The organism is Myxococcus sp. MISCRS1 (assembly GCF_026626605.1).
GTDB lineage: Bacteria > Myxococcota > Myxococcia > Myxococcales > Myxococcaceae > Myxococcus > Myxococcus fulvus.
On the sequence record NZ_JAPNKB010000001.1, the window covers coordinates 10,174,211 to 10,190,371 of the forward strand.

Here is a 16,161-nt window from a genome sequence, read left to right on the forward strand (position 1 = left end):
ACATGGACACCGCACAGGCAGGCGCCGTCAGCAGCCAAACCATCTCCTTCCGCATCTGGCGGCAGGATGATCCGAACCAGCCGGGCCACTACGAGGAGTTCAAGGTCCCCTATCGCAAGGGCGCCAACGTCATCTCGTGCCTGATGGAGATCCAGCGCAACCCCGTCACCGTGGAGGGCAAGAAGGTTGCGCCGGTGGTGTGGGACGCCGCGTGCCTCGAGGAGGTCTGCGGCAGCTGCGCGATGAACATCAACGGCCGCGTGCGCATGGCCTGCTCGGCGCTCATCGACAAGCTGGAGCAGCCGATCACGCTGGAGCCCATGAGCAAGTTCCCCGTGGTCCGGGACCTGGCCGTGGACCGCAGCCGCATGTTCGAGGCCCTCAAGAAGGTGAAGGGCTGGATCCCGACGGACGGCACGCACAACCTGGGCCCCGGCCCGCGCCAGTCCCCGGTGGACCAGTCCACCATGTACGTGCTGTCCACGTGCATCACGTGCGGCAGCTGCCTGGAGGCGTGCCCGCAGGTGACCCTGGGCAACGACTTCGTGGGCGCCGCGGCCATCAGCCAGGCCCGCCTGTTCAACATGAACCCCACGGGCAAGCTCAACTCCGAGGAGCGCGTGCGCGCGCTCATGGGCCCCGGCGGCGTGCAGGACTGCGGCAAGGCGCAGAACTGCGTGAAGGTCTGCCCGAAGGAGATCCCCCTCACCACCTCCATCGCGATGATGAACCGCCAGGTGACCAAGCTGGTCATCAAGGACCTCTTCTCGCAGGAGGAGGAGAAGAAGGGCCACAGCGGTCCAGGGTGACGCTCGCGCGGGCGCTCCGCCGTGTCCTCGGCCCCGCGCCGGTCTCCCTCGTGGAGCCCGGGCGGGGCTGTTGACGTTCCAGGGGCAGGGGCGCGGTGAAGGGCGCCTCATCTGCCCGGACATTCCTGGTTATCAGCGGTCCACACCGTGCCGCACCGCGGTGCCTGTCGGGTCAAACGGCCTTGCCATCCGTCGGTTTCTGCGCAATGAGGGCGACGCGCTGACGCCTGTAAGGGGTCGTCCCCCTCGTCTCCACATGGAGCCTCGATGAAGATCCACGAGTACCAGGGCAAGGAAATCTTCCGGAAGTACGGCGTGCCCACGCCGAAGGGAATCCTCGCGCTCTCGCCCAACGACGCGGAGGCCGCGGCGAAGACGCTCGGCACGCCCGTCGTGGTGGTGAAGGCCCAGATCCACGCCGGTGGTCGTGGCAAGGGCGGCGGCGTGAAGCTCGCCAAGAGCCCCGCCGAGGCGAAGGAGCTGGCCAAGCAGATGCTTGGCATGAAGCTCAAGACCATCCAGACCGGGCCCGAGGGCCAGACGGTCCACAAGGTCTACATCGAGCAGGGGCTCGACATCGGCCAGGAGCTGTACCTGGGCGTGACGCTCGACCGCGCCACCAGCCGCGTCACCTTCATGGCGTCCCGCGAGGGCGGCGTGGAGATTGAGGAAGTGGCGGAGAAGCACCCGGAGAAGATCCTCCGCGAGACGGTGGATCCGGCGGTGGGCTTCCTGGACTTCCAGGGCCGCAAGCTGGCCTTCGGCCTGGGCCTGACGGGCCCGACGGTGAACAAGTTCGTCCAGTTCTGCACCGCGCTCTACAAGATGTTCGTGGAGACGGACGCGTCCCTGGTGGAGATCAACCCGCTGGTCATCCTGAAGGATGGCGGCGTGGTGGCGCTCGACGCGAAGGTGACCTTCGACGAGAACGCGCTCTACCGGCACAAGGACCTGCTCGAGTACCGCGACCTCGCCGAGGAGGAGGCGCGCGAGACGCAGGCCAAGGAGTGGGACCTGGCGTACATCGCGCTCGATGGCAACATCGGCTGCATGGTGAACGGCGCGGGCCTGGCCATGGCCACCATGGACACCATCAAGCTGGTGGGCGGTGAGCCGGCCAACTTCCTGGACGTGGGCGGTGGCGCGACGAAGGAGAAGGTGACGGCGGCCTTCAAGCTCATCCTGGCCGACCCTGCGGTGAAGGCGGTGCTGGTCAACATCTTCGGCGGCATCATGAAGTGCGACGTCATCGCCGAGGGCATCATCGCCGCGGCGAAGGAGGTCCAGCTCAAGGTCCCGCTCGTGGTGCGCCTGGAAGGCACCAACGTGGAGCTGGGCAAGCAGCTGCTCAGCAACTCCGGCCTCGCCATCACCCCGGCGGACAACCTGCGTCAGGCGGCCGAGAAGGCCGTCGCCGCGCTGAAGTAGTCCGCGCGCTTCATTGCCCACACTTTAAGGAGCGCCATGAGCATCCTCGTCAACGAAAACACGAAGGTCCTCTGCCAGGGCATCACCGGCTCGGCGGGCTCGTTCCACTCGAAGCAGATGCTGGAGTACGGCACGAAGCTCGTGGCCGGCGTGACGCCGGGCAAGGGCGGCACCCAGTTCGAGGGCAAGGTTCCCGTGTATGACACGGTCGCCGACGCCGTGAAGCAGACGGGCGCGAACACGTCCGTCATCTTCGTCCCGCCCCCGTTCGCCGCCGACTCCATCATGGAGGCCGCCGACGCGGGCGTGTCCCTCATCATCACCATCACCGAGGGCATCCCCGTCCTCGACATGGTGCGCGCCAAGCGCTACCTGCAGGGCAAGCCGGGCGTGCGCCTCATCGGCCCGAACTGCCCTGGCGTCATCACCCCCGGCGCCAAGTGCAAGATCGGCATCATGCCGGGCCACATCCACAAGCCGGGCCGCATCGGCGTGGTGTCGCGGTCGGGCACGCTGACGTACGAGGCGGTGCACCAGCTCACCCAGCTGGGCCTGGGCCAGTCGACGGCCGTGGGCATCGGCGGAGACCCGGTCAACGGCACCGACTTCGTGGACGTGCTGAAGCTGTTCCAGGCGGACCCGGACACGGACGCCGTCATCATGATTGGTGAGATCGGCGGCAGCGCCGAGGAGGCGGGCGCGGAGTACGTGGCCCGCGAGTTCACCAAGCCCATCGCCGGGTTCATTGCCGGCCAGTCGGCGCCCCCGGGCAAGCGCATGGGCCACGCCGGCGCCATCATCTCCGGCGGCAAGGGCACGGCGACGGAGAAGATCAAGGCGATGGAGGCCGCGGGCATCCTGATGGCCGCCAGCCCCGCCGAACTGGGCACCACCCTCCAGGAGGCCGTCAAGCGCGGCCCCAAGAAGCGCTAACACCCCTTAAAGGGAAAAGGAGCCAGTCACATGGCCATCGAGCGTACGCTGTCCATCATCAAGCCGGACGGTCTGCAGAAGGGCGTCATCGGGAAGATCATCAGCCGCTTCGAGGAGAAGGGTCTGAAGCCGGTCGCCATCCGGCTCCAGCAGCTCTCCCAGAAGGAGGCCGAGGGCTTCTACGCGGTCCACAAGGCCCGGCCCTTCTTCAAGGACCTGGTGCAGTTCATGATCTCCGGCCCCGTCGTCCTGATGGTGCTCGAGGGCGAGAACGCCGTCCTGGGCAACCGCGACATCATGGGCGCCACCAACCCCGCGCAGGCGGCCGAGGGCACCATCCGCAAGGACTTCGCCACCAGCATCGACCAGAACACGGTCCACGGCTCCGACAGCCTGGAGAACGCGAAGAACGAGATCGCGTACTTCTTCCGGGAGACGGAGATCCAGCCGTACGAGTACACCGCCAAGAAGTAGGCGACAGGGCCCTTCCAAGGGCTCCTGACCCGCGGCCCGGTGTCGGCACCCGTCATGGGGCTGGCCCGGGCCGTTGGTTTTCGAGCGGGGCGGTGTGGGGATGCGTAGGGTTGGGGGAGGGGAGTGCGTTCCCGTGTCGACCAGGCGACTGGGGCCTCCTTTGACACCTCGACCCCAGGTGTGGGAAGGGACGCCCCCGGGCCCCCGTTTCACTGCGCGACGACGATGACCGAGACCACCGCCACCGCCACCCTTCCCGTCACGGAGCCCTTGCCGGCGCCTGCTCCCGCGAAGCTCGTGGACGTGGCCAGCCTGTCCATGGAGGGGCTCACCCGCTTCGTCACCGAGCAGCTGGGCGAGCGCGCCTTCCGTGCCCCGCAGATCTACCGTTGGCTGCACCAGCGCGGCGCCACCTCGTTCGACGAGATGACGGACCTGTCCAAGGCCTTCCGCGAGAAGCTCAAGGTCGCCGCGGAGATCATCCCGCTGGTGAAGGACCTGGAGCAGCGCAGCGTCGACGGCACCATCAAGTACCGGTGGAAGACGCGCGACGGGCGCTACATCGAGTCCGTCTACATGCCCTCCGAGGACCGCCGGACGCTGTGCGTGTCCACCCAGGTGGGCTGCGCCATGGCCTGCGGCTTCTGCATGACGGGCACCATGGGGCTCAAGCGCAACCTGACGCCCAGCGAGATCGTCGCGCAGGTGCACGCCGTCAATCGCGAGGTCCGCAAGAACGAGGGCCACGAGACGCTGCGTCCCTTGAGCAACCTCGTGTTCATGGGCATGGGCGAGCCCCTGCACAACTTCGAGAACCTCAAGACGGCGCTCGCCATCCTCCAGTCCGAGGACGGGCCCAACTTCAGCCACCGCCACATCACCGTCTCCACCGTCGGCCTCGTCCCCATGATCGAGCGCTTCGGCCAGGAGACGGACGTGAAGCTGGCCATCTCGCTCAACGCCAGCACGGACGAGCAGCGCAGCAAGACGATGCCCGTCAACCGCAAGTGGAACATCGCCGCGCTGTTGGACGCGTGCCGCAAGTTCCCGCTGCGCCAGGGCCGCCGCATCACCTTCGAGTACGTGCTCATCCAGGGCTTCAACGACAGCGATGAGGACGCGCACCGGCTCATCCAGTTGCTCAAGGGAATTCCGGCGAAGGTCAACCTGATTCCCTACAACGAGAACCCGGGCCTGGGGTTCCTCACCACCGCGGAAGAGCGCGCGGAGCAGTTCCGGGCCATCCTGTCGGACGGCCACGTGGCCGCCTACATCCGGAAGAATCGGGGCCGGGACATCGCGGGGGCCTGCGGGCAGCTCGCGAATCGTGGCGAGGCCACTCCGGCCGAAAGCACGACATAAAGTCCCGAGCTTCCTTGACAATCCCGCGGGTGCGGCGTTAAGAGCGCCACCCCGTTTACATCGTCGTTTCCTGTTCGCTGGAGCACTCCATGGCCGTCGTCCTCCGTCTTGCCCGCGCGGGCGCCAAGAAGAAGCCCTACTACCACGTGGTCGCTACCGACTCCCGCAACCCCCGGGATGGCAAGTTCATCGAGGCCGTCGGCGCGTACGACCCGAACCTCAACCCGCCCAAGGTGGAGTTCAACGAGGAGCGGCTGAACTACTGGCTGAAGACGGGCGCGACCCCCTCCGAGACCGTCGCGGACCTCATCAAGGTCAACGCGAAGGCCGTGAAGTCCACCCCCGCGGCTTGATCCGCGACCGGCTTTACTGAGCGGACGTGGAGCAACTCCTCACGTATCTGGCGCGGGCCCTGGTCGATCAACCTGACCAGGTGGGCCTGCGCATCTCCGAGGTGGACGGCGCACGGCTCTACGAGCTGAAGGTCGCCCCCGAGGATGTCGGCAAGGTCATCGGCCGTGACGGGCGCACCGTGAACGCCCTCCGGACGCTGCTCAATGCCGCCGCCCAGAAGTCTGGCCAGAAGGTCCGGCTGGAGATCCTGGACGACCGCCGCAACGCCGCCGGCACACCGCCCGCCGCCGCACCGGACGCGTCGCGGTGACGCAGAAGCCGCTGCTGGAGCTGGGCTTCATCTCTCGCGCGCACGGGCTGCGGGGCGAGCTGGCGGTGCGTCCGTTCGACCCGGGCTCGCAGACGCTCTCCACCGTGGACCGGGTCCGCGTCCGCACCCGTGCGGGCGTGGAGCGGGACCTGGTGCTGGAGTCCCTGCGCCCCACGCCGAAGGAGGACATCGTCGCCTTCGAGGGCGTGGAGTCCCGCACCGAGGCCGAGGGGCTGGTGGGCTCCACGGTGTTCGTGTTCCGCGAGGACCTGGAGCCGCCCGAGGAGGGTGAGTTCTTCCAGGGAGACCTCCTGGGCCTGTCCGCCGTGGACGAGGCGGGGACGCCGCTGGGCAAGGTGGAGGAGATCTGGGCCACCGGTGAAGTGCCGAACCTGGTGATCCGCGCCGCGGGCCGGCAGGAGCTGGTGGTGCCGTTCGCGGACGAGTTCGTCCCGACGGTGGACCTGGCGGCCCAGCGCATCGTGATCCGTCCTCCCGAGTACGTGGAGGTCGGCCGGCGCGACGCCGACAAGGACGCCCCGGACGGGTCCGAGTCGTGAGCCCGCCGTATCCGGTGGAGCTGCTCACGCTGTTCCCTGGGATGGTGTCCGGCTACCTGGGCGCGAGCATCCTCGGCAAGGCCCAGGAGAAGGGCCTCTTGTCCGCCACCGTGACGGACATCCGCGAGTACGCCGAGGGCAAGCACCGTGTCACCGACGACGCGCCCTACGGAGGCGGTGCGGGCATGGTGATGAAGCCCGAGCCGCTGGTCGCGGCGATCAGCGCGGCGCGGGCCCGACTGCCCGGGGCGAAGGTGCTCTTGATGAGCCCTCGCGGCGCGACCTTCGCCCAGGTCACCGCGCGCGAGCTGGTGGCGCACACCGCCGGGCTGATCCTGGTCTGCGGCCGCTACGAGGGCGTGGACGAGCGGGTGATGAGCCACCTGGACGGCGAGCTGTCGCTGGGGGACTTCGTGCTCACTGGCGGGGAGATCGCCGCGATGGCGGTGGTGGACGCGGTGGCGCGGCTGGTGCCCGGGGTCCTGGGCAACGTGGCGTCCTCGGTGTCGGAGAGCTTCGAGGAGGGGACGCTGGAGCATCCCCAGTACACCCGCCCGCCCGTGTTCCAGGGCGTCGAGGTGCCGGCGGCCCTCCAGTCCGGAGATCACGCGCGCATCGCCCGGTGGCGCCGGTGGAAGTCGCTGGTGCTCACGCGCGAGCGACGGCCGGACCTGTTCGCCCGCCTCACCCTGTCCAAGGCCGACGAGAAACTGCTGGCCCGACGGGAGGAAGAGCTGTAACCCTGGGGGTTCTTTGGGAGTCGGGCCTCAGCGGGCTTGTCCGACACCGCTCTCTCTGCTAGTACGGCCCGCTCTTTCACGCGTTCTCATCGCGTCAGCTTCCGCTTCACTGGAGTCCGAAATGCGTAACGCCGCCATTCAGCACGTCGAGGCCAAGTACCTGCGCCAGGACGTCACCTCGTTCCGTCCTGGTGACTCCGTGCGCGTCTTCTGGAAGGTGAAGGAGGGCGAGAAGGAGCGCGTTCAGGCGTTCGAGGGCACCGTCATCCGGAAGACCTCCGGCAGCCACCGCGCCACGTTCACCGTGCGCAAGATGTCCTTCGGCGTCGGCGTCGAGCGCATCTTCCCGCTGCACAGCCCCCGCTACGAGAAGATCGAGGTCCTCTCGCGCGGCCGCGTGAACCGCAGCCGTCTGTTCTACCTCCGCGACCTCAAGGGCAAGGCCGCCCGCGTGGACGTGCAGGAGGAGGCGGACACGACCCAGGGCAAGGGCGCGAAGGCCTGATTCCCTGAGTCCTCGTCGGCCCTCGGGCCGTCGTGAGAAGGAGCGTCCGATACCGGGCGCTCCTTTTTTCATTCGCGCTAACATGGACGCGCCATGCAATTCGTCGAGGTCGCCGTCCAGAATGTCCGGGGATTCACTGCCGCGGGCCGCTTCGCGCTGAAAGCCGGGTACCTCGTCCTCAAGCCGCCCTCGGCGGAGGCGAGCCCCTTCGCGGGCGTGCTGCTCGCGCTGCTCTACGCCGACGGGCGGGGCGGGGATGCGTCCTTCATCGCGCCGGGCGCGAAGTCCGGCAAGGCCGCGCTGACCTTCGTGGGCATCGACGGCGCCACGTACCGCGTGCTGCGCGAGCTGGGGGGCTCCGGGACGCTGCACCGGATGAACAAGACGACGCAGCAGCCGGAGCTGGTGTCGTCGGACGCCTCGGAGATGAACCAGTTCCTGCGCGGACAGGTGGGCCTGCCGCCGCGCACGAGCTTCGAGCAGCTCTACTGTCTGCAGCCGGGGCAGCTGCCGTCACGGCGCCCGCGCAAGGCCGCGGCGAAGGCGGCGGATCCGAAGACCTCCGGCAAGTTCCCCTCGCTGGCGAACGCGTCCTCGGTGGCCGCGGCGGAGGACATCCCCGCGGCGGAGGCGAAGGTGCGCGCGCTCGAGGCGGAGCTCGTCTCCGCGCGCGAGGTGGATCAGCTCCAGTTCAAGGTGGATGGGCTGTCGTCGCAGATCTTCGACGCGGACCAGCGCCTCAAGGGCACCGAGGGCCTCAAGGCGGCCATCCACGAGGCGGAGAACGCGTGGCGGGCCGCTCCGACGCCGCAGACGCTCGGCCTGCCCCAGGACATCCTCAACCGCGTGCAGCGCTACCCCAAGGCGCTGTCCCGGCGTGACGAGGCTTTGAATCGGCTGGGCGCGGACCGGGACGCGGACGCGGCGGACGTGCCGGACGCGGTGGAGCCGCTGACGCAGGACCGGATGTTCTGGTTGGGCATCGTGGTGGGCGTGTTGTTCCTCGGGTTGTCGTTGGGCCTGGGGCTCGGCGTGCACCGCGCGTTCCGCTACCTGGCGCTGCTGGACATCCCGGCCTTCGGCTTCGCGGCCTTCCTGGCGCTGCGCTACGTGGACGAGCTCCAGCGCGCCTCGCGCAAGGGCAGCAAGGAGGGGCGCTTCGACGCGCGCGAGAAGAAGATCCACGAGGAGTTCGAGGCCGAGGCCGCGCCGGTGCGCATGGCGCAGAAGGCGCTCGGCGTGGAGAGCCTGGACGAGATTCCCGCGGCGCTCGAGCGCAAGGAGCTGCTGGCCGCGCGGGTGGTGGAGCTGAAGGATCAGCTCGCGGCCGTGGAGGCCGACCCGGAGTTCGTGGCCGCGTCCACCCAGCGCCAGGCGCTCAAGGAGCAGATGGACGCGCTCAACGCGGAGCTGACGCGCAAGGGCTCCTACGTGCGCGACATCCGCGAGGTGGAGCGTGAGCTGGGGCGCGTGAAGGAGTCGATCACCCTGGCCAAGGCCCCGCCCGCGCCGGTGACGCAGGCGGATGGCTCGCCCGCGCCCGTGGAGCCGCTGGAGGACCCGTCTCCCGCCGTTCTGTCCCAGGCGGCGGACATCTTCACGACGGATGTGCTGAGCGTGCAGGGGATGCTCAAGGAGCGCTGCGTGCAGTACCTCACCGCGCTCACGGACCGGCGCTACCAGGGCGTCGAGTGGGACAAGGAGGGGCGGGCCTTCGCGCTCGCCTCGGGGCGCCGCGTGCCGGTGGGTGAGCTGCCGCCGAAGGACCTGGACCTCTACTACCTGGCGCTGCGGATGACGGTGGTGGAGAAGGGGAGCGCGCGGGTGAAGCGGCCCTTCGTCCTGGAGGACGTCTTCGCGGGCATGGACGAGGTGAAGCTGCCGCTCATCGCCCGCATGCTCAAGCACCTGGGCACCCTCACGCAGGTGGTCCACGTCACGTCGCACCCCGGCTTCGCCCAGATGTCGGACGGCACGGTTAACGTGTAGTCCGATGTAGCGGGTGCCCTCCATGGGGGAGGGAGCGGGAGGCGGGATGGGGCGTGGGGTGCGGCGGGAGTATGGGGACGAGGCGGAGGCGGCGGCGGTGCGGTACCTGGAGGAGCGGGGCTGGCGCGTGCGAGCCCGCAACTGGCTCTGTCGGTATGGCGAGCTGGACGTGGTGGCCGAGCGCGAGGAGCTCCTGTGCTTCGTGGAGGTGCGGATGCGCTCCACGGCGGTGTGGGGAGACCCGGCGCACACCGTGTCGTTCGCGAAGCAGCGTCGGGTGGTGAAGGCGGCGCTGCACTATCTCTTCGCGCATGAGCTCCAGGGGCGGATGATGCGCTTCGATGTGATAGCCGTTGTCGGGCGCGGCGAGCGGGCCACCGTGGAGCACATCCCCGGCGCCTTCGATGCGGGCATGTGAGGGAAGGCATGGCTGGAACGCTGTACCTGGTGGCCACGCCCATCGGGAACCTGGGTGACATCTCTGCTCGCGCGCTGGAGACGCTCCGCGCCGTGCGCTTCATCGCCTGTGAGGACACGCGGCACTCACGCGTGCTGCTCGACCACTTCGGCATCGGCGGCAAGGACCTGGTGAGCCTGCCCGCGTTCGCGGAGGGGCAGCGCGCCGGGCGCATCCTGGACCGGCTCGGGGAGGGCGAGGACTGCGCGCTCGTCACCGACGCGGGCAGCCCGGCCATCAGCGACCCCGGTGAGAGGCTGGTGGCGGAGGCGCTGGAGCGGGGGCTGACGGTGGTGCCCGTGCCGGGCGCCACGGCGCTCGTCGCGGCGCTGAGCGCCTCGGGGCTGCCCACGGGCCGCTTCCACTTCCTGGGCTTCCTGCCGCGCAAGGGGCCGGAGCGGCGGGCCATGCTGGAGGAGGTGGCCTCGCTGTCCGCCACGCTGGTGCTCTACGAGTCTCCCCGCCGCCTGGGTGAGACGCTCCAGGACCTCCAGGAGGCGTGGGGAGACCGCCGCGCATGCGTGGCGCGTGAGCTGACGAAGCTGCACGAGGAGTTCATCCGCGCGCCGCTGTCCGAGCTGTCCGCGCGCTACGCGACGGAGGAGGCCCGGGGCGAGGTGGTGGTGCTGGTGGAGGGGCGCACCGGGGAGCGGCGCTGGTCCGAGGAGGAGCTGCGCCGGGCGCTCGAGGACGGGCTCGCGCGAGGCGACAAGCTCAAGGCCCTGAGCACGGAGCTGGCCCGCCGGGCGGGGTGGTCGGGACAGGACGTGTACCGACTCGGGTTGTCGCTGAAGAAGTAGGTGGTCCGGAACCGGGAGGCGCGTGCTCGAGGCCCGCGTCTCCCGGCGACTTCCCTGGCGCTAGAAGTTGAAGGACGCGCTCAGGTCGAAGCGGAACGTCGTGCTGCCGATGGCGCGGAACCGGCGCGACACCAGGTCGTAGCGCCAGTCGAACGTGGGGTTGAGCTCGGGCGAGCCGAGGCTCGCGTCAATCTCGCCGTTGCCGTCCAGGTCCTTGCCCAGCTCCTCGTTCGTGAGCGTGTGGTCCGTGTTGTAGAGGAACGTGCCGCCCGCGCGGATCTTGAAGGACTCCGAGGCGCTCGCGGTGACGCCGAGCATGCCACCGACCTGGAAGTACTCCTCCGAGGTGAGCAGCTTGCGCAGCGCCGCGCTCAGCTCGTTGTGGTAGCGGCCCGCGCCCACGTAGTTGCCGATGGCGCGCAGGTCCAGGGTGAACTTCTGGTGCTTCTGCGGCCGGTCGAAGGGCACCAGCTCCACGCCGGCGAGGATGCCCATCATCTTGGGCGCCTTGATGCCCGTCTCCTTGCGGTCCCACGGCCCGGTACCGCAGTTCGCGGGAGCACCCAGGGTGGCGGGATCCGCGTCGCGCTGGTCGCAGTTCGAATAGAAGACCGGACCGCGCACGGGGATGGTGTAGCTGGCCTTGAAGTACGGCTCGGCCACGCCGATGCGCCGCGAGAACGACGTGTAGAGCTGGTACTTGTGGACGCGGTCACCGATGTTGCCGCGGTCGTCCGAGTTCGTCGTGTCGACGCTCGGGTCCCGCTGCTTGGCCGTGGGCGCCTCGTAGTCGATGCCGACGATCCACGTGGGCTTGGTGACGTCCTTGTCCTGGTTGAAGAACGCGTAGGCCAGGCCGAAGTGCAGGTTGCCCAGACCGCCGCGGAAGCTCTCCTGCGGCATGCCGAACAGGGGCACGCCGTTGGCCTGCGGGTCGTCGAGGCACCCGGGGATGGTGGAGCCGTCCGGGTTGATGCAGTTGTTGGTGATGGTGGACGTCTCTTGCGACGACTGGGAGGTGAAGTCCCAGCGCTCGTTCTGCTGGAACACCAGCGGGAGCGTGAAGGACAGCTCCAGGTCGCGGTAGAGGCCGACGGCCATCCTCAGGTTGAGGCGGGCGTCCACGCCCTTGTACCAGAGCTCCGAGGCATCACCGCGCCCGGGTTCACTCCCCACCGGCGCGAGCTGCTCGCGGATGATCTTCGCGCGAGTCTGGGTGCGTTCGAACCCGACGTCGATGAACAGATCGAACGGGTCATCGTCCTCGAAGGACGAGGCGATCCGGGTGATATCCGCCGCGCTGGCGGCGAACGGCGCGCCTAGCGTCAGCGCGGCGAGTACGGCGCGAAGCCTGTGCATCCGACCTCCGACGGCGAAACGACCGGGCCTTCCGGCAAGCCCGGGGGGCTTCCAGCTAGCCGCGCCGTCGGAGGAGTGTCAAGAATCGGGTTGCTTTTACTTCCCCGCGACGGACGTCCCGAGCAGCCCTTCCAGGCGGCGGACCTCGTCGTCGAAGGCCGTCTTGTGGTTGGCGGCCAGGGTGCGGCGGTAGGTCTTGTGCTGGTCGAAGGGGTCCAGGACCTTCTCCTCGCCCTGCATGAGCTGGTAGTGCAGGTGGGGCGCGAAGGAGCGGCCCGTGTTGCCGCTCCGCGCGATGACCTGGCCCACGTTGAAGCGCGTCCCGGCCTGGATGTCCTTGGACACCTCGTCCAGGTGCAGGAAGAGCGCGCGGCGGCCCTTGCCGCCCGTTTCAATCAGCTCCAGGCAGTTGCCGTTGCTGCTCCAGTTCCAGTTCTTGCGCTTCACCACGCCGGAGAAGGGCGCCTTGACGGGCGTGCCCACCGGGGTGCGGAAGTCCACGCCCTTGTGGCGGCGGCCATCGCGCAGGAGCGACGTCACCTGCTCGTAGTCGTCCAGCGGGGACTTCTCCAGCCGCAGCTCCAGCTCGTCGCCGGAGGGCAGGTAGTAGCGCGCCGTGTTCTCCGCGGAGCCCTGGAAGCGGTAGGCGCTCATCGTCTTGCCCAGCTTCGCGCTGGTGAAGCGCACCGCGTGCACCAGCGGCTCCTCGTTGGGGCGGCGCTGGAAGAGCACGTCCAGGGTGTCCCCGCGGAGGATTTCGTTGGGGACGGCCACCCACCACACCAGCGTGCGCGTCACCACCTGCGCCAGCGCCGGGCCCACGTCCGCGCCCGCGGAGTTGACGAACGCCGTCTCCAGCGGCCCGTCGATGCGCATTGAAGCGCGCTCCATGCCCGCGGCCTTCACCGGGTCGGTGGGAGCGGCGGGGGCGGTGGGCGCCGCGGCCAGGGCGCCCGCGTCGGGCGTGGCGGCGGCATCGGCGGTGGCCTGGGTGACGGCGGCCTCCTGCGTGGCGGTGGCCATGCGCTGCTTCCACCACCACACGCCCCCGGCAGCGCCGCCGAGGATGAGTGACACGGCGACCACGGGCCCGATGGGGCTCCGCTTCGGAGGTGCACCGAGGGTGGGAAGGTTCGGCCGCATGCTGGCTCCATGAATCGGAAAGAGTGAGCGGGCGCGAAACCAGCGCCCGCGACGAGGAATTCCGCCAACCGAGGGTCAATCCTCGGGGCCGTCCTCTTGCTCGTCAGGCGTGGTGTCTCGCAGACCGAATTCCTTCATCTTCGTCTGCAGGGACTTCCGGCTGATCTGGAGGAGACGCGCGGCGCGGGTGACGTTGCCGCCCGTCTCGTCGAGCTTCTTGACGATGAGGTCCCGCTCCAACTCCGCGGCCTTCATCCGGACGATGTCCTTCAGGCCCACCTCGCCCGCGGGAACCTCCAAGGCGGGCAGGGAGGGCGCCGAGGTGGGGCTCGCCTGGACGCCCGCTCCCTGACGGATGGGCTCGGGCAGGTCCTTGGCGGTGATCAACGGCCCGTCCGCGAACAGCAGGACGCGCTCGATGAGGTTCTCCAGCTCGCGGATGTTGCCCGGCCACGAGTACGCCTGGAGCAGCGCCAGGGCGTCGTCGGTGATGCCCTCGATCTTCTTGTTGAGGCGCTTGTTGTACTTCTCCACGAAGTGCCGCGCGAGCATCAGCACGTCGCTGCGGCGCTCGCGCAAGGGCGGCAGGGACAGCGGCACCACCGCGAGGCGGTAGTACAGGTCCTTGCGGAAGCGGCCCGCTTCGATCTCCGCCTGCAAATCGCGGTTGGTGGCGGCGACCAGGCGCACGTCCACGCGCGTGGTCTTGATGCCCCCCACGCGCTCGAACTCGCCCTCCTGCAGCGCGCGCAAGAGCTTCACCTGCATCTCGACGGGAATCTCGCCAATCTCGTCGAGGAAGAGCGTGCCCTCGTCGGCCAGCTCGAAGCGGCCCGGCTTGGAGGTGACGGCGCCGGTGAAGGCGCCCCGCTCGTAGCCGAACAGCTCGCTCTCCAGCAGCGTGGCGGGGATGGCCGCGCAGTTGATCTTGATGAACGGCTTGTCGCGGCGGCTGGACGCGCCGTGCAGCGCGGTGGCGATGAGCTCCTTGCCGGTGCCGCTCTCGCCGGTGATGAGCACCGTCGACGGCGTGTCCGCCACCTTGTCGATGACCTTGTAGACCTCCTGCATCTGCGGCGCCTCGCCGATGATGGCGGCGCGCGCCTTGAGGTCCGGACGCACGGAGCGACGGGCGCTCTCGTTGGTCTTGGCGGCCTTCGCGACGACGGAGGACAGCTCCACCTGATCGAAGGGCTTGGTGATGTAGTCGAACGCGCCCGCCTTGATGGCGTCCACGGCGGAGTCCACCGTGCCGTGCGCGGTGATGATGATGACCGGCACGTCCGGGTTGGCGGCGCGGATGGTGCCGAGCACCTCCATGCCGCCCACCTTGGGCATCACCAGATCGGTGACGATGATGTCCGCGCCGTTCTTGTTGAACTCGGCCAGGCCCTGCTCACCGTTCTCCGCGACGGTGACGTCGAAGCCGTCCCTGCGCAGCATGGCGGCGAGCACCTTGCGCAGGTTCACCTCGTCGTCGATCACCAGGACCTTGGCCATGGGGGGCTGGACTACCGACGGGCGGCAGCCGCGGGAGCGCCCTCGAGGGTGCAGATGGCGTCCGGGTGCTTGATGCGCAACAGCAGCGCCTCCAGCACGCGGAACGGGTGGTTCATCCTCGACGCGCCCAGGTACGCGGCCACCATGTCCATGGAGACCGCCAGGTCCATGTTCTCGCGGCCGGTGGACACCACCACGCCCGAGTCGCCGCGCAGGCGGTTGGACTGATAGACGCCGTCGGCGGCCAGCTGCTTGATGGTCTCGATCTCCAGCACGCCCGTCTTCTCGTAGATGCGGTGCAGCTGCGAGTAGAGCTTGGGCGACAGCACCACGGCGTAGGGGCCGAAGTGGCCGTGCTCGTTGAGCGTGCGCGTGGCCTCGACGATGGCCTGGAACCCGCCACCCGCCGCCGTCCAGTCACCGAGCGGCACGGTGAGCCGGCCATTGGCCGTCATCAGGCCCTCGTAGCCCAGGCGCGCGTCGCCGTAGAAGATGAGCTCGTCCTCCTGCTGCGCGCACAGCGCCGCGGCGCCGGCGGCGGCCGAGACATCCAGCGGCATGTTGTGCGTGCGCGCCGCCTCGATGTCCCGCCAGTGCAGCAGGAAGTCCTTGTAGATGATGGGGATGGTCTTGAACTTGCGAGCGTCCGTGAAGACCATCGCGGTCTCCTGCTCGCCGACGATGTCCACCGCGCCCGGGGACACGCCCTGGAACTCGTCGTAGGGCACCGTCTGCACGCCCGCGCCCAGCGGACCGTAGATGTCGAGGATGCGGCGGCCCACCAGTGAGCGGCGCGCCACCTGGATGACGGTTTCATTCAGGCGCGCCCACTCCTCCTCACGAAGCGGGTTCTCGGCATGTCCAAGGAAGTCAGGCATCGAACAATCTCCGGCTCAACATCTAGGGAGAAAAAGGGGAACGTCGTCAGCGATTACCGCCACCACCGCCACGGCGCAGCGAGCCCACCGTGAGGGGGTGGGACTCGACGGCGGGCGGCGGGGCGGGCAGGCCATACATGAGCCGCTGCGGGGGCAGGGCGGTGAGGGGCTCCACCGGAGAGCGGCCGTTGAGGACCTGCTTGGCCGGAGGCGGAGGAGGCGGCGGCGCGAGCACGGCGGCGGGAGGCGGCGCCTCGCCCACGGCCTGCTGGAAGTGACCCGGCGCGATGGGCGTGGTGAAGCGCGAGTCCTGGTGGGCGTCGAGCATGCGCAGCATGTGGACCGCCTCGGACACGTGCTCCTTCTCCTCCGTCGCCAGGTGGAGGAAGAAGGCCCGCACCTCGGGGTGGGAGGACGCCCGGGCGAAGGCCTCGTACTCGTTGATGGTCTCGAGCTCGCGCGCCAGCACGAGGCGGATACGCGCCACGTCGTCCAGGTCGCTGTCCGGTATGTCGGCCATTGAGGACGGACCCTCGCAATCCGCCGGGGGCACCGTCAAG

Annotated in this window: 18 protein-coding genes; 13 read left to right on the top strand and 5 right to left on the bottom strand. The window is 69.0% G+C overall.

All coding sequences use genetic code 11. From position 1 onward, the window contains the following. Positions 1–2: 2 nt before the first annotated feature. The 13 genes from sdhB (at position 3) to rsmI (ending at position 10,721) form a co-directional block, all read left to right on the top strand. Positions 3–809 (top strand): succinate dehydrogenase iron-sulfur subunit, encoded by an 807-nt coding sequence (sdhB, locus tag OWM54_RS40600; protein ID WP_141328678.1) that lies wholly within the window; start codon positions 3–5, stop codon positions 807–809. 267 nt (positions 810–1,076) lie between these two features. Continuing rightward, positions 1,077–2,237, top strand: a complete 1,161-nt coding sequence (sucC, locus tag OWM54_RS40605; protein WP_046714051.1) for an ADP-forming succinate--CoA ligase subunit beta — start codon at positions 1,077–1,079, stop codon at positions 2,235–2,237. A 36-nt stretch (positions 2,238–2,273) separates the two neighbouring features. Beyond that, the gene (gene sucD / locus OWM54_RS40610; RefSeq protein WP_141328676.1) at positions 2,274–3,170 is read left to right on the top strand and encodes a succinate--CoA ligase subunit alpha; all 897 of its coding nucleotides are present in this window, start codon (positions 2,274–2,276) and stop codon (positions 3,168–3,170) included. A 30-nt stretch (positions 3,171–3,200) separates the two neighbouring features. Further along, on the top strand, positions 3,201–3,644 hold the full coding sequence (gene ndk, locus OWM54_RS40615; protein WP_046714049.1) for a nucleoside-diphosphate kinase: 444 nt from the start codon (positions 3,201–3,203) through the stop codon (positions 3,642–3,644). 225 nt (positions 3,645–3,869) lie between these two features. After that, on the top strand, positions 3,870–5,006 hold the full coding sequence (gene rlmN / locus OWM54_RS40620) for a 23S rRNA (adenine(2503)-C(2))-methyltransferase RlmN (RefSeq protein WP_223747465.1): 1,137 nt from the start codon (positions 3,870–3,872) through the stop codon (positions 5,004–5,006). A gap of 89 nt (positions 5,007–5,095) precedes the next feature. After that, positions 5,096–5,359, top strand: a complete 264-nt coding sequence (rpsP, locus tag OWM54_RS40625) for a 30S ribosomal protein S16 (RefSeq protein ID WP_141328672.1) — start codon at positions 5,096–5,098, stop codon at positions 5,357–5,359. Between the two features lie 26 nt (positions 5,360–5,385). Then, positions 5,386–5,670, top strand: a complete 285-nt coding sequence (locus tag OWM54_RS40630) for a KH domain-containing protein (protein WP_046714046.1) — start codon at positions 5,386–5,388, stop codon at positions 5,668–5,670. After that, positions 5,667–6,230 carry a ribosome maturation factor RimM gene (gene rimM, locus OWM54_RS40635; RefSeq protein WP_141328670.1) on the top strand — a complete coding sequence of 188 codons (564 nt, stop codon included), beginning with the start codon at positions 5,667–5,669 and terminating at the stop codon, positions 6,228–6,230. The genes OWM54_RS40630 and rimM overlap by 4 nt, the downstream gene beginning before the upstream one ends. Further along, entirely contained in the window at positions 6,227–6,970 is a 744-nt protein-coding gene (trmD, locus tag OWM54_RS40640) for a tRNA (guanosine(37)-N1)-methyltransferase TrmD (protein WP_267700803.1), read from the top strand. Before rimM ends, trmD begins: the two co-directional genes overlap by 4 nt. 121 nt (positions 6,971–7,091) lie before the next feature. Beyond that, complete coding sequence (gene rplS / locus OWM54_RS40645) at positions 7,092–7,475, top strand: 50S ribosomal protein L19 (RefSeq protein ID WP_223747467.1); 384 nt, start codon at positions 7,092–7,094, stop codon at positions 7,473–7,475. Positions 7,476–7,568: 93 nt separating this feature from the next. Then, on the top strand, positions 7,569–9,464 hold the full coding sequence (locus tag OWM54_RS40650; RefSeq protein WP_223747468.1) for a chromosome segregation protein SMC: 1,896 nt from the start codon (positions 7,569–7,571) through the stop codon (positions 9,462–9,464). Positions 9,465–9,510: 46 nt separating this feature from the next. Further along, positions 9,511–9,882, top strand: a complete 372-nt coding sequence (locus tag OWM54_RS40655; protein WP_046714041.1) for a YraN family protein — start codon at positions 9,511–9,513, stop codon at positions 9,880–9,882. A gap of 8 nt (positions 9,883–9,890) precedes the next feature. Beyond that, positions 9,891–10,721 carry a 16S rRNA (cytidine(1402)-2'-O)-methyltransferase gene (gene rsmI / locus OWM54_RS40660; RefSeq protein ID WP_223747469.1) on the top strand — a complete coding sequence of 277 codons (831 nt, stop codon included), beginning with the start codon at positions 9,891–9,893 and terminating at the stop codon, positions 10,719–10,721. A 60-nt stretch (positions 10,722–10,781) separates the two neighbouring features. Here the strand turns inward: rsmI and OWM54_RS40665 are convergent, their stop codons facing one another. From OWM54_RS40665 to OWM54_RS40685, 5 genes are all read right to left on the bottom strand, one after another. Next, complete coding sequence (locus OWM54_RS40665) at positions 10,782–12,080, bottom strand: hypothetical protein (protein WP_223783628.1); 1,299 nt, start codon at positions 12,078–12,080, stop codon at positions 10,782–10,784. 96 nt (positions 12,081–12,176) lie between these two features. Next, a complete protein-coding gene (locus tag OWM54_RS40670) occupies positions 12,177–13,223 on the bottom strand; it encodes a M23 family metallopeptidase (protein WP_223747471.1) in 1,047 nt (348 codons plus the stop codon). Positions 13,224–13,298: 75 nt separating this feature from the next. Then, positions 13,299–14,723, bottom strand: a complete 1,425-nt coding sequence (locus OWM54_RS40675; protein ID WP_223783627.1) for a sigma-54-dependent transcriptional regulator — start codon at positions 14,721–14,723, stop codon at positions 13,299–13,301. An 11-nt stretch (positions 14,724–14,734) separates the two neighbouring features. Beyond that, complete coding sequence (encA, locus tag OWM54_RS40680) at positions 14,735–15,601, bottom strand: encapsulin nanocompartment shell protein EncA (protein WP_141332916.1); 867 nt, start codon at positions 15,599–15,601, stop codon at positions 14,735–14,737. A 46-nt stretch (positions 15,602–15,647) separates the two neighbouring features. Then, positions 15,648–16,121 (bottom strand): ferritin, encoded by a 474-nt coding sequence (locus OWM54_RS40685; protein ID WP_223747473.1) that lies wholly within the window; start codon positions 16,119–16,121, stop codon positions 15,648–15,650. Between the last annotated feature and the right edge of the window lie 40 nt (positions 16,122–16,161).

Excerpts from the sequence above, each read along its gene's own strand:
- sdhB (WP_141328678.1), top strand. The coding sequence starts at position 3 with ATGGACACCGCACAGGCAGGCGCCGTCAGCAGCCAAACCATCTCCTTC.
- sucC (WP_046714051.1), top strand. The coding sequence starts at position 1,077 with ATGAAGATCCACGAGTACCAGGGCAAGGAAATCTTCCGGAAGTACGGC.
- sucD (WP_141328676.1), top strand. The coding sequence starts at position 2,274 with ATGAGCATCCTCGTCAACGAAAACACGAAGGTCCTCTGCCAGGGCATC.
- ndk (WP_046714049.1), top strand. The coding sequence starts at position 3,201 with ATGGCCATCGAGCGTACGCTGTCCATCATCAAGCCGGACGGTCTGCAG.
- rlmN (WP_223747465.1), top strand. The coding sequence starts at position 3,870 with ATGACCGAGACCACCGCCACCGCCACCCTTCCCGTCACGGAGCCCTTG.
- rpsP (WP_141328672.1), top strand. The coding sequence starts at position 5,096 with ATGGCCGTCGTCCTCCGTCTTGCCCGCGCGGGCGCCAAGAAGAAGCCC.
- rplS (WP_223747467.1), top strand. The coding sequence starts at position 7,092 with ATGCGTAACGCCGCCATTCAGCACGTCGAGGCCAAGTACCTGCGCCAG.
- OWM54_RS40650 (WP_223747468.1), top strand. The coding sequence starts at position 7,569 with ATGCAATTCGTCGAGGTCGCCGTCCAGAATGTCCGGGGATTCACTGCC.
- OWM54_RS40655 (WP_046714041.1), top strand. The coding sequence starts at position 9,511 with ATGGGGCGTGGGGTGCGGCGGGAGTATGGGGACGAGGCGGAGGCGGCG.
- rsmI (WP_223747469.1), top strand. The coding sequence starts at position 9,891 with ATGGCTGGAACGCTGTACCTGGTGGCCACGCCCATCGGGAACCTGGGT.
- OWM54_RS40665 (WP_223783628.1), bottom strand. The coding sequence starts at position 12,080 with ATGCACAGGCTTCGCGCCGTACTCGCCGCGCTGACGCTAGGCGCGCCG.
- OWM54_RS40670 (WP_223747471.1), bottom strand. The coding sequence starts at position 13,223 with ATGCGGCCGAACCTTCCCACCCTCGGTGCACCTCCGAAGCGGAGCCCC.
- OWM54_RS40675 (WP_223783627.1), bottom strand. The coding sequence starts at position 14,723 with ATGGCCAAGGTCCTGGTGATCGACGACGAGGTGAACCTGCGCAAGGTG.
- encA (WP_141332916.1), bottom strand. The coding sequence starts at position 15,601 with ATGCCTGACTTCCTTGGACATGCCGAGAACCCGCTTCGTGAGGAGGAG.
- OWM54_RS40685 (WP_223747473.1), bottom strand. The coding sequence starts at position 16,121 with ATGGCCGACATACCGGACAGCGACCTGGACGACGTGGCGCGTATCCGC.